This is a genomic window from Janthinobacterium sp. SUN211 (genome assembly GCF_030587315.1).
GTDB classification, from domain to species: Bacteria; Pseudomonadota; Gammaproteobacteria; order Burkholderiales; family Burkholderiaceae_D; genus Janthinobacterium; species Janthinobacterium kumbetense.
The window spans coordinates 417,709-429,621 of sequence record NZ_JAPWIC010000004.1 but is presented as its reverse complement, the minus strand read 5'-3'; the positions used below and the strand labels follow the sequence as shown (position 1 = coordinate 429,621).

Annotated in this window: 8 protein-coding genes; all 8 read left to right on the top strand. The window is 62.6% G+C overall.

All coding sequences use genetic code 11. The features are described 5' to 3' along the window. Positions 1 to 405 precede the first annotated feature (405 nt). The gene (locus tag O3301_RS16765) at positions 406 to 2,244 is read left to right on the top strand and encodes an ABC transporter substrate-binding protein (RefSeq protein WP_305056930.1); all 1,839 of its coding nucleotides are present in this window, start codon (positions 406 to 408) and stop codon (positions 2,242 to 2,244) included. Positions 2,245 to 2,272: 28 nt separating this feature from the next. Beyond that, positions 2,273 to 3,211 (top strand): ABC transporter permease, encoded by a 939-nt coding sequence (locus O3301_RS16760; protein WP_034782513.1) that lies wholly within the window; start codon positions 2,273 to 2,275, stop codon positions 3,209 to 3,211. 9 nt (positions 3,212 to 3,220) lie between these two features. Beyond that, entirely contained in the window at positions 3,221 to 4,330 is a 1,110-nt protein-coding gene (locus tag O3301_RS16755) for an ABC transporter permease (protein ID WP_305056929.1), read from the top strand. A gap of 9 nt (positions 4,331 to 4,339) precedes the next feature. Next, positions 4,340 to 6,031, top strand: coding sequence for an ABC transporter ATP-binding protein (locus O3301_RS16750; RefSeq protein WP_305056928.1), 1,692 nt, complete (start codon positions 4,340 to 4,342; stop codon positions 6,029 to 6,031). Positions 6,032 to 6,181: 150 nt separating this feature from the next. Then, a complete protein-coding gene (locus O3301_RS16745) occupies positions 6,182 to 7,144 on the top strand; it encodes a VTT domain-containing protein (protein ID WP_251349817.1) in 963 nt (320 codons plus the stop codon). Between the two features lie 389 nt (positions 7,145 to 7,533). Then, a complete protein-coding gene (locus O3301_RS16740) occupies positions 7,534 to 8,553 on the top strand; it encodes a glucokinase (RefSeq protein WP_305056927.1) in 1,020 nt (339 codons plus the stop codon). Between the two features lie 398 nt (positions 8,554 to 8,951). After that, complete coding sequence (gene scpB / locus O3301_RS16735) at positions 8,952 to 9,746, top strand: SMC-Scp complex subunit ScpB (protein ID WP_077400306.1); 795 nt, start codon at positions 8,952 to 8,954, stop codon at positions 9,744 to 9,746. After that, positions 9,739 to 11,808, top strand: a complete 2,070-nt coding sequence (gene rluB, locus O3301_RS16730; RefSeq protein WP_305056926.1) for a 23S rRNA pseudouridine(2605) synthase RluB — start codon at positions 9,739 to 9,741, stop codon at positions 11,806 to 11,808. The genes scpB and rluB overlap by 8 nt, the downstream gene beginning before the upstream one ends. The last annotated feature ends 105 nt before the right edge of the window (positions 11,809 to 11,913 follow it).

The following is an 11,913-nucleotide window of genomic DNA, read 5'->3' as shown; positions in this document are numbered from 1 at the left end:
TATTGCGATGTTTTTAAAATGGCATTTTTTTTAATGCTGCGCTGCGATATATGCTTTCCGCCGGCGTATTGAAATGGCGCTCATTCGTGGACGTAAGGGTTTCTACCAATACGTTTTTTTGTGGCGCCGATCCGGCTATGTTGCGTTGCGGAAAATGTTCGCAACGCCGCGAGCGGACCTTGCCGCGCGTTGCACGCATGCTGCGGCTTTTTGCCCGGCGAACAGAATATGCGTTATCGTTACGCCTTTTTCCAGCGCGCCTGCATGCGGACGGGGCTGGCGATGAACAAGGCATAGATCTTGCGTGGATGGACTGGTTTTGGCGGTGGAATCCTGTATCCCAGGGGGAAGCCAGTACAAGCGCACCAATACGGTGCGACAGATAATCGAGATGAAGGGTATTACATGAAGTCACCATGGATGCGGCGCGTGGCGCTGCTCGCCTGCCTGGCCACCCTGCCGCTGGCGGCCGTTGCCGCCGATGCCCCCAGCGCCGCGGCCGCGCCGGTCAAAACCTTGCGCTATATCTTGCCGGCCGCCGAGACGGGCTTCGATCCGGCTACCGCGCGCGACCTGTATTCGAACCACATCACGCAGGCCGTCTTCGACACCCTGTACACCTATGATTACCTGGCGCGCCCCGTCAAGGTGGTGCCCGGCGCGGCCGCCGCCATGCCGGAAGTGTCCGCCGACGGCAAGACCTACACCATCCGCCTGAAAAAAGGCATCCTGTTCACGCCGGACGCCGCGTTCGGCGGCAAGCGCCGCGAACTGACGATGGCCGATTACGTGTATTCGTGGAAACGCCTGTTCGACCCGCGCCTCGCTTCGCCGCACAGCTGGCTGTTCGAAGGCAAGGTAGTGGGGCTGGACGACCTGGCCAAGGAAGCTGCCAAGGCGAACAAGCTGGACTTCAACAAGAAGGTGGCCGGCCTGGAAATTCTCGATCCGTACACCTTGCGCATCACGCTGACCAAGACGGATTTCAACTTCCCCATGATCCTCGCCTACGTGCCGACGGCCGCCGTGGCGCGCGAAGTGGTGGACAAGTACGGCGACGTGAAGGGCGAAGTGGGCTCGAATCCCGTCGGCACCGGCTACTACACGCTCGGTGAATGGACGCGCGGCAACCGCATCGTCCTGAACCGCAACCCGCAGCACTTGCCGGAAACGTGGAATTTCATGGCCGGCGATGATCCGGACGACCAGCGCATCGTGCGCCAGATGCAAGGTAAACGCATTCCCGCCATCGACCGCATCGAAATTTCCGTGATGATCGAAGACCAGTCGCGCTGGCTGTCCTTCCAGAGCGGCGGCACGGACGTGTTCTGGCTCGACGGCCCGCTGGCGCCGAAAGCATTGCTGAACGGCAAGCTGCGTCCCGAACTGGCGGAGAAGGGCGTGCAACTGTCGCGCTTGCTGGACCCGGAGATCAGCTATTACTACTGGAACATGGAAGACCCCACCCTCGGCGGCTTCAGCAAGGAAAAGATCGCGCTGCGCCGTGCCATTGCCATGGCGCACAATATCGATGAAGAAATCCGCATCATCTGGAATGGCCAGGCCAAGCGCCTCGACTATCCGATCCCGCCGGGCGTCGTCGGCTACGATCCGCACTACAAGAGCCTGCTGCAATACGATCCCGTGCTGGCCAATAAATTGCTGGATAAATTCGGCTACAAGAAGGGCGCCGACGGCTGGCGCACCTTACCGGACGGCAAGCCGCTCCTGATCCGCTACGCTTCGCGCAATGAAGCCAATGGCGTGCTGCAGGCGGAAATGTGGCGCAAGACCTACAACTCGCTGGGCATCCGCATGGAAAACGACCGCATGATCTTTTCCGACATTTTGAAGACGGAAAAGCAGTGCAAGATGCAGACGCGCACGGCGCCATGGCTGGCCGACTATCCGGACGGCGACAACTTCATGCAGCTGTTCTATGGCCCGAACACGCACCAGAACAACAATGGCTGCTACCAGGACCCCGAGTACGATAAATGGTACGCCGCCAGCCAGGCCATGCCGGCCAGCCCCGAGCGCGACGAGCTGTTCCACAAGATGGCGCGCCGCCTGGAAGTCAATGCGGGCGCCCTGATCGGCTATGCGCGCTACCGCAACATGCTGGCGCAAAAGTCGGTGCAAGGCTACAAGAAGCACCCGATCCTGTTCCAGGAATGGGCGTACATGGATATCGACAGCACGGGCACGCCAGTGGCGCCCGTTGCCGACGCGGTTAAAAAATAAGCGCAGCTTATAACAACAAGGAATCATTATGTTTGCTTATATCCTGCGCCGCTTGTGGCAGATGCTGCCCACCATGCTGGGCGTCGTCCTGCTGGTGTTTATCCTGTTCAACTGGGTGGGCGGCGACCCCGCCTACATCCTGGCCGGCAAGATGTCGAGTGCGGAAAGCATCGCCAACATCCGCCGCCAGCTGGGCGTCGACCAGCCGTATTACGTGCAACTGTGGATCTTCATCAAGCAGATCGTCACGTTCGACTTCGGCCAGAGCTGGGCGACGGGGGAATCCGTGTCGCACATCATCACCTCGCGCCTGGGGCCGTCGATGATGGTGCTGATCCCGCTGACCGTGCTGGAAACGTTTTTTGGCGTGGCGCTGGCGCTGGCCATCGCGTTTGTGCGCGGCTCGCTGACGGACCGCGCCGTTATGATCGCCTGCACGGTGGGCATGTCGATTTCCATCCTCGTCTACATCATCGTCTTCCAGTACGGCTTTGCCTACAAGCTGGGCCTGTTCCCCGTGCAGGGCTGGGGCGACAGCTTCTGGGAAAACCTGCTGCGCTATTCGACCTTGCCCATCCTGATCGGCCTGGCCGTGTCGATTGCGCCGACCCTGCGCCTGTTCCGCACTTTCGTGCTGGACGAGGCCAACCAGGATTACGTGCGCACGGCGCGCGCCAAGGGCTTGAAGGAAGGCCGCATCATGTGGGTGCACGTGCTGCGCAACGCCGGCATCCCCATCATTACCTATGTGATGTCGAACTTGCCGGCCCTGCTGATCGGCGCTTTCCTGCTCGAGCGCTTCTTTGGCATCCCCGGCATCGGGCGTGAAGTGATTCTGGCTGTCGAGCGCAGCGACTTTCCGGTGATCAAGGCGATCACCGTGTATGTCGCCGCCGCCACCATGCTCTTCAACCTGCTCACCGACCTGCTGTACCAGGCGGTCGATCCTCGCGTACAACTGAAGTAGAAAGAGACGATGTCGAAACCTCATACATCGCCCGGCCTGTGGGCCCTGGCGTGGCGCCGTTTGCGCGGCGACAAGATTGCAATGGTATCGCTGGCCGTGGTCGGCGCCTTTTTCCTGCTGGTGCTGGCTTCCGCCAGCGGCCTGGTTGCCTCGAACTGGGAAGACGAAGTGGCCGTCAGCTACGCGCCGCCCACCTTCGTCGGCGCCGACAAGGACGTCACCGCCGATGGCGCCATGCCCGTGACGGACGAGCGCAGCGCGCCGACACCAGTCAATGTGCTCGACCCGCTGGCCGACGATATCGCCGAACTGCGCGCCCAGATGGGCAGCAACCCATCGGCTGGCGTGGAAATGTACGGCGTCACGGACCCGCTGGCCGACGACTTGACGGCCTTGCGCGCTGGCATGGGCAAGGCCAAGAAACTCGTTACGCACAAGGCGGCAACCTTGCCGTTCGGCGCCGACAAGTGGGGCCACGATATCCTGCAGAAAACCGTCAAGGGCGGCGAGACGTCGATCGTCGTGGGCCTGGTGGCCGCCTTGCTGGCCGTCGTGCTGGGCACGCTCTTTGGCGCCGTGTCCGGCTATTTCGGCGGCATCGTCGATGACTTCTTCAACTGGTTCTACAGCATCTTCACGTCGATTCCTTCCATCCTGATGATTTTGACGGTGGCGGCGGTGCTGCAACAGAAGGGCGTGCTGACCATCGTGCTGATCCTGGGCTTGACGGGCTGGACGGGGCCGTACCGCTTGATCCGCGCCGAATACATCAAGCACAAGGCGCGCGAATACGTGATGGCGGCCGACGCCATCGGCGCCTCGCACTGGCGCAAGATGTTTTCCCACATCTTCCCGAACGTCAGCCACGTTGCCTTGGTGCAAATGTCCATCCTCGTGGTGGGCTTCATCAAGGCGGAAGTGATCCTGAGTTTCCTCGGCTTTGGCGTGCCGGTGGGCACCGTCTCGTGGGGCAGCATGCTCAACGAGGCACAAAATGAACTGATCCTGGGCAAATGGTGGCAGTTGACAGCCGCCGCCACGGCGATGGCCGTGCTGGTGACGGCGTTCTCGCTGTTTACCGATGCCTTGCGCGATGCGCTCGACCCCAAAGTGAAATAGGAGTTGCTCATGGACCAGAATAACCTGTTGGAAGTGCGCGACCTGCGCGTCACCTTCCGCCTGGACAAGAAGACCACGTTCGAAGCCGTCAAGGGCATCTCGTTCAACGTGCCGCGCAACAGCACCGTCGCCCTGGTGGGCGAATCGGGCAGCGGCAAGTCCGTCAGCTCCCTGGCCGTGATGGGCTTGTTGCCGCCAGATAACACCATCATCGATCCCGCTTCCAGCATCCATTTCGGCGGGCGCGACTTGCTGCAACTGTCGATCGCCGAGCGGCGCACCATGTGCGGCAAGGATATCTCGATGATCTTCCAGGAACCGATGTCGTCCCTGAACCCCGTCTTCACGGTCGGGTTCCAGATCGCCGAAGTGTTGCGCCAGCACATGGGCATGAACCGCAAGCAGGCGCGGGCGCGCACCCTGGCGCTGCTCGAGGAAGTGGGCATACCCGACCCCGCCACGAAAATCGACGCCTACCCGAGCCAGATGTCAGGCGGCCAGCAGCAGCGCGTGATGATCGCCATGGCCATCGCCTGCGAACCGAAGCTCTTGATCGCGGACGAGCCGACGACGGCGCTGGACGTGACGATCCAGAAGCAGATCATGGACCTCATCGCAGCGCTGCAAAAGAAACACCAGATGTCCGTGCTGTTCATTACCCATGACCTGGGCCTGGTGGGAGAGATCGCCGACCAGGTGATCGTCATGCGCCACGGCGAAGTGCGCGAGACAGGGGACGTGCGCCAGGTATTCGAGGCGCCGCAAGACAGTTATACCAAGGCGCTGCTGCATTGCCGCCCGTCCCTGGACGAGCGCCCTTGGCGCCTGCCCGTCATCGCCGATTATATGGATGGCAAGGCGGGTCCCGGCATTGAGGTGAAGCAGCGCACGCGCGGCTACACGCCGGGCGACGAGCCCGTGCTGGTGGTCAATAACTTGAGTAAAAGTTTTTACACGCGCGAGGGACTGTTCGGCAAGCGCGAATTTCAGGCCGTCAAGGATGTATCGTTCACCTTGCCACGCGGAAAAACGCTGGGCGTGGTGGGCGAGTCCGGTTCCGGCAAGACGACGGTGGGCTTGACCTTGCTGCGCCTGCACCAGGCGACGGGCGGCACGGCCATGTTCCACGGCAAGGACCTGATCGCCATGCCGAACAAGGAGTATTTGCCGTATAAACGCCGCATCCAGATCATCTTCCAGAATCCATATGCCTCGCTGAACCCGCGCTTCACGGTGGGACAGATCCTGCTGGAACCCATGCGCATCCACAAGATCGGCGCGACGGACCAGGAACGCATCGCCAAGGCCTACTGGCTGCTCGATAAAGTCGGCTTGCCGGAACAGGCTTTCCACCGCTATCCGCACGAGTTTTCCGGTGGACAACGTCAGCGCATCGCCATTGCCCGCTGCCTGACCATGCAGCCGGAAATTCTCGTGTGCGACGAATCCGTGTCGGCGCTGGACGTGTCGGTGCAAGCGCAGGTATTGAACTTGCTGCAGGATTTGCAGGATGAATTTGGATTGTCGTACATCTTCATCTCGCACGATTTGTCCGTCGTCAAATACATCGCCGACCAGGTGATGGTGATGCACAAGGGGCAAGTGGTGGAACTGGCTGATTCGGATAAGCTGTACCGCAATCCCGTGCATCCGTACACGCGCACGTTACTAAGCGCCATACCGAAGGGCGTGCAAATATAACGTCTGTCAAAACCTGCTGCGCGTCGCGCTTTGCGGCCTGCGATGCTCGCCGTGCTCAAGCACGGTTGCGCTTCTTAGCCACAAATCACTGCCGCTCGCTACGGTTATGTCCGACGTTTAGGTCGGGCTTTTTACGGTAAGATAGCGGCCATGCCCAACCTCATTTACCTGCTCGAACATTACGGTGTCCTGATTGTCTTTGGCATCGTGCTGGTGGAGCAGCTCGGCCTGCCGATTCCCGCCTTTCCCATCCTCGTGGTGGCGGGGGCGCTGGCCGTCGATGGCGACATGAATGGGGGACTGGTGCTGGCCGCCGCGCTCAGCGCTTGCCTGATCAGCGACTTCACGTGGTTCCGCGCGGGCCGCCATTTCGGCAAGCGCATCTTGCGGCTGCTGTGCCGCATCTCGCTGTCGCCCGATTACTGCGTCAGCCAGACGGAAGACAAATTCAAGCGCTGGGGCCCGAAAGCCCTGATCGTCTCCAAGTTCGTGCCGGGATTCAATACCGTGGCCGCGCCCATGTCGGGCGCGCTGGGCACGCCGCCGGGCCTGTTCTTCCTGTACGCGGGCCTGGGCGCCTTGCTGTGGACCGGCACGGGCATCGTCGTCGGCGTGATTTTCCATGCCAGCGTGCAGCAGGTGCTCGACTTGCTCAGCACCATGGGCAGCACGGCCTTGCTGATGCTGGCCACCTTGCTGGGCTTGTTCCTGCTGTACAAATTCCTCGAACGCCGGCGTTTCCGCCAGGCCTTGCAGATCGAGCGCATCGGCATCGATGAATTGCTCGAACTCATAGAGCAGGGCGAGGAGCCGCTGATGGTCGACGCGCGCAGCGCCACGGCGCAGGCGCTGGAACCGGCCGTGCCGGGCGCCTTGTTCTTCAATGGCAAGGAACCGGTGCCCGCCATGATCGCCATGGACAAGGACCGCCACATCATCGTGTATTGCAGCTGCCCCAACGACGTGACGGCCGCGCAAGTGGCCAAGCTGCTGCACCAGCACGGCTTCCACCGGGCCAAGCCCCTGCATGGCGGCCTCGATGCCTGGAATGCCGCCTACCGCTCGGACCAGCCGGCGCCCGCCAGCCTGCTGGGCGAAGGCTTGCCTTCCTGATCCGGGCTGCCGCCGGCACGCCAGGCTGGCAGTAAAACCCACAGTAAAAACCGGTAGTAATAATACGAAAACACCTTTGCGGCCCGGCCAGGACGGCAGCGCCGCAGCAGCGCCTCCACGTGTCAAGCGGCTTTGCGCAAACTCCGGCATACTCTGTTTTCAAGGTGATTCCTGCTGCTGTGCAGCATGCTTTTCGCGTGCCTGGCGAGTGCAAGTACTTACTATAAATCATTGTTTCTAAGCAATTTTGGCGCTGCCTGTTGCATTTGGAGTGGAACTACCAATAAAGGCTTGTTTTGATGTACTTAAACTACAAACTTTGCTTGCCTCCGGGCGCATTCATCCTTTAAGCTTGGCGTCCCATGCGTCCCACTTCATCATTTAAAATCATGAGCGCTTCGTCTTCTCCCGTACTGCCGACTTCCGCCTTCGCCGATGGACCGCGCCTGCTGGCCGACGTGGGCGGCACTAATGCCCGTTTCGCCCTGGAAGTGGCCGCCGGCCACATCACCCTGGTGGAAGTGTTGCCCTGTGCCGATTACCCGAGCCTGTCCGCCGCCCTGCAAGCCTACCTGGCCCTGCCGCACATTGCCGCGGCCGGCGGGCAAGCCGTGCGCCATGCCGTGATTGCCATCGCCAATCCCGTCGACGGCGATTTCCTCAGCATGACGAACCACCACTGGTCGTTTTCGATCCGCGCCATGCGCGAAGAGTGCGGTTTCACGACCCTGGACGTGGTCAACGATTTCACGGCCCTGGCGCGCGCCTTGCCGCAGTTGTCCAACGAGCAAAAGCACCAGGTGGGCGCGGGCACGGCCCGTCCGAACACGGCCATCGGCCTGATCGGCGCCGGCACGGGCCTGGGCGTATCGGGCCTGATTCCTTCGCACGGCGGCTGGATCGCCCTGCAAAGCGAAGGCGGCCACGTCAGCTTCGCGCCGTTCAATGAAACGGAAGTGAGCATTCTGCAATTCGCCTGGCGCGAATACGAGCATGTCTCGGCCGAGCGCCTGATTTCTGGCGATGGCCTGGAATTGATCTACCGCGCCTTGGCCGACCGCGCGGGCGTGCTGGCGGAAGACTTGCAGGCGGCGGAAATCACGCGCCGCGCGCTGGCTGGCGAATCCCAGTTGTGCGACGACGTCATCGAAGCGTTCTGCTGCATGCTGGGCACCGTGGCGGGCAACGTCGCCGTCACCCTGGGCGCGCTGGGCGGCATTTATATCGGCGGCGGCATCGTGCCGCGCCTGGGCGCGCGTTTCGACCGCTCCGGCTTCCGCGCCCGCTTCGAGCGCAAGGGCCGCTTCGCCAATTATGTCTCGCAAGTGCCGACCTTCGTCATCACGGCGCAGTACCCAGCTTTCCTGGGCGCATCGGCCATTCTCTCGGAGAAACTCGCCTCCCTGTGATGCGGGCAGCGGGCGGGATGTCGCGCCAGAGCCGGGTAAAACGCGTGTTTTACCCGGTTTTGCGCTTTTCCGCTTTTTATCAGGTACAATTGGCATCGTTGGATGAAACGACGACTGTCGCTTTCCCGTCTGGCTGCATCGTCGCCACGGGAAAAGCAGCTGCTCCGGAGTTCGTTTCATTGCTGGTTATTTAAGGCCAGCACCATGGATGGCAGGACTTTCACTGCATCCGCTTTAGTCCCGCTTTGCGCGCATCGGCCAAGGCGTCGGAAAAACAGCCTCAACTAGTAACCCAGCACGGCGTCATCATCGATGTCTGCCCTCTGTTACGTTGAAATGAACGTTTTTGATTTCTTTCTCTGCATACGAATTGCAACACACATCCGCACAGAATTGCTATGAATACAATTGAGGCTAAAAAAGTCCTCGAAACCGCGTTGCTGTGCGCTCGTGAATCGCTGACGATCCACAGCTTGAAGAAGCTGTTCGTCGATGCGGACGAGAATGGTCGCGTGCGTGGCGTCGGCGTCGGCGCCGACACGATCAAGCAATTGCTGGAAGAATTGCGCGATGAGTGGGAAGGGCGCGGCATCGAGATCGTCAGTCTCGCTTCGGGCTGGCGCTTTCAAAGCCGCCCGGAAATGAAGATGTATCTCGATCGCCTGACGCCCGAGCGGCCGCCCAAGTATTCGCGGGCGACCCTGGAAACCTTGGCCATCATCGCCTATCGCCAGCCGGTGACGCGCGGCGATATCGAGGAGATTCGCGGCGTTGCCGTCAATTCGCAGACGATCAAGATGCTGGAAGACCGTGGCTGGGTCGATGCCATCGGTTACCGCGACGTGGTGGGACGGCCGGCCTTGCTGGCCACCACCAAGCAGTTTTTGGATGACCTGGGTTTGCATTCGCTGTCCCAGCTGCCGCCGTTGCAGCAAATCAGTGAAATGCAGGGCAATGGGCTGGAAGCCCTGGAAGCGGCCCTGCAAGAGAATTTTGACAAGGCAAGCAATGAGCTTGTCCCCCAGCTTGGTGCAGGTAGCAATACGGCTGTGACAGATGTAGATGTGACAGCAAGCCTTGATGCCGGCCCCGATGCTTCGCCCACGGACGAAGCCTACACTCACGACCCTGCGCCAGAACTAACGGTTGACGCTGCGCCAGGTCAGCACAGCCAAGAAACGAAGAATGAATAATCCGAACACACCCGAGACAGTAACCGCCAGCGACGAAGCCATCGTTGCCAAGCCCAAGCGCCGCACCAAGGCCCAGATCGAAGCCGATACGGCCGCTGCCGCCGCTGCAGGCGACACCGCCGCTGCCAAGCCGAAGCGCCGCACGAAAGCCGACGTGGCTGCCGATGCGCCCTTCGTCGTCGCCGCTGCTGAAACTGAAGCGGCGCCGGCCGCCAAGAAAACCCGCGCCAAGCCGGCCTTGAAGGCCGTGGCCGACGCCGCCGAAGCGGCTGCCGAGGCGGTTGCCGCCCCGGCGCCGCGTCCGCCGCGCGCCCGCGCCGCCGCCAAGGCCGCTGCCGCCGTCGCTGAAACGGCGCCGGAAGCCGTCGCCGACAAGCCGGCCGAAGCGCGTCCGACGCGCGGTCCGCGCCAGATGCGTGGCGTGCAGGCGGAGCGCGCGCTGCGCCAGCCGCCGCGCGCCGAAGCGCCGCAGGCAGCCGAAGCCGCACCTGCCGCCGAGCAAGCTGCCGCGCCTGTCGCCGATGTGTTCGATGCCGAAGGCAACCTCGTCTCCGGCCCGCGCCTGCCGCGCGGTCCGCGCAACGACGTGCCGGGCGCCGGCAAGAATGCCGGCAAGAGCCGCAAGAAGGGAAAGGGCCGCCAGGCTGCGCCGGGCAAGCTCAGCGACGCTGATGCTGTCTTCTCGTTCGTCACCTCCGACGCGTTCGACAGCGAAGAAGGTGGCACGGGCCGCGTACAGAAAGCCGTCGTGCGCCGCGACCTGACGTCCGACGACGATGCGCCGAAGCTGCACAAGGTGCTGGCTGAAGCCGGTCTCGGTTCGCGCCGCGACATGGAGGACCTGATCATTTCGGGCCGCGTGTCCGTCAATGGCGAGCCAGCCCACATCGGCCAGCGCATCCTGCCGAGCGATCACGTGCGCATCAATGGCAAGTTGATCCAGCGCCGCGTCAGCAAGAAGCCGCCACGCGTATTGGTCTACCACAAGCCGGCCGGCGAAATCGTCAGCCATAATGACCCGGACGGCCGTCCATCCGTATTCGACCGCTTGCCGACCATGAAAGCCGGCAAGTGGCTGGCCGTTGGCCGCCTCGACTTCAATACGGAAGGCTTGCTGCTGTTTACCACCTCCGGTGACCTGGCCAACCGCCTGATGCACCCGCGCTACGGTATCGACCGCGAGTACGCCGTGCGTACCCTGGGCGAGCTGGAAGAGGGCATGCGCCAGAAGCTGCTGGCCGGCGTCGAGCTGGAAGACGGTCTGGCGCAGTTCTCGAAGATCGCCGATGGCGGCGGCGAAGGCATCAACAAGTGGTACCGCGTGGTGATCGGCGAAGGCCGTAACCGCGAAGTGCGCCGCATGTTCGAAGCCATCGGCCTGACCGTTTCGCGCCTGATCCGTACCCGCTACGGCGCCATGACCCTGCCGAGCGGCCTGAAGCGCGGCCGCTGGGAAGAGATGGATGAAAACACCGTGCGCGACCTGCTGACGGCCTACGGCATCGAAAAGAAAATGCCGGCATCGGGCGACCCCCGCGCCGCTGGCGCCGCCAAGGGCCGTGAAGCGCGCAAGGCCAGCCGCGATGACGAGCCGAATGGCAACCGCATCGATGTGAGCAACCGCAACGCCGATCCTTTCCCGGTCGCGCCGCGCCGTGGCCAGCCGCAAGGCCAGTTTGCCCGTCCGCAAGGCCAGGGTCGCCCAGGCGGCGCTGGCCGTCCAGGCGACGCGCGTGGTCCTGGCCGTGGCCAGCCGCAAGGTCCGTTCCAGGGTGGTCAGCCCCGCTCGTCGGCATCGTTCGAAGGCGCGCCGCAAGGCCAGGGTCGTCCGCCGCGTGCGGCAGGCCAGGGTCAAGGCCGTCCGGGTGGCGAAGGCCGCGCGCCGCAGCGCGGTCCGCGCCAGCCCGATCCGCTGCAAACGGCCTTCGGCTTCGCCAACACGGGTCCGCGCCGCAATACGGGTGGCGGTGGTGCTGGTGGGCAACGTTCCGGTGGTCAGCCGCGTGGCGGAATGGATCGTGGCGGCATGGATGGCATGCCGCGCCGCCGTAGCAAAGGTTAATCGGGAAGAGTTTCTTCTTGCGCGCCCGCCGATCTGCCGCGGGTGCGCGCTCTTGTAACTGTTGTAAGCCGGGCCGCTCCGCGTGTGCGGCATTGCGGCGAAGTT

Excerpts from the sequence above, each read along its gene's own strand:
- O3301_RS16765 (WP_305056930.1), top strand. The coding sequence starts at position 406 with ATGAAGTCACCATGGATGCGGCGCGTGGCGCTGCTCGCCTGCCTGGCC.
- O3301_RS16755 (WP_305056929.1), top strand. The coding sequence starts at position 3,221 with ATGTCGAAACCTCATACATCGCCCGGCCTGTGGGCCCTGGCGTGGCGC.
- O3301_RS16745 (WP_251349817.1), top strand. The coding sequence starts at position 6,182 with ATGCCCAACCTCATTTACCTGCTCGAACATTACGGTGTCCTGATTGTC.
- scpB (WP_077400306.1), top strand. The coding sequence starts at position 8,952 with ATGAATACAATTGAGGCTAAAAAAGTCCTCGAAACCGCGTTGCTGTGC.
- O3301_RS16740 (WP_305056927.1), top strand. The coding sequence starts at position 7,534 with ATGAGCGCTTCGTCTTCTCCCGTACTGCCGACTTCCGCCTTCGCCGAT.
- rluB (WP_305056926.1), top strand. The coding sequence starts at position 9,739 with ATGAATAATCCGAACACACCCGAGACAGTAACCGCCAGCGACGAAGCC.
- O3301_RS16760 (WP_034782513.1), top strand. The coding sequence starts at position 2,273 with ATGTTTGCTTATATCCTGCGCCGCTTGTGGCAGATGCTGCCCACCATG.
- O3301_RS16750 (WP_305056928.1), top strand. The coding sequence starts at position 4,340 with ATGGACCAGAATAACCTGTTGGAAGTGCGCGACCTGCGCGTCACCTTC.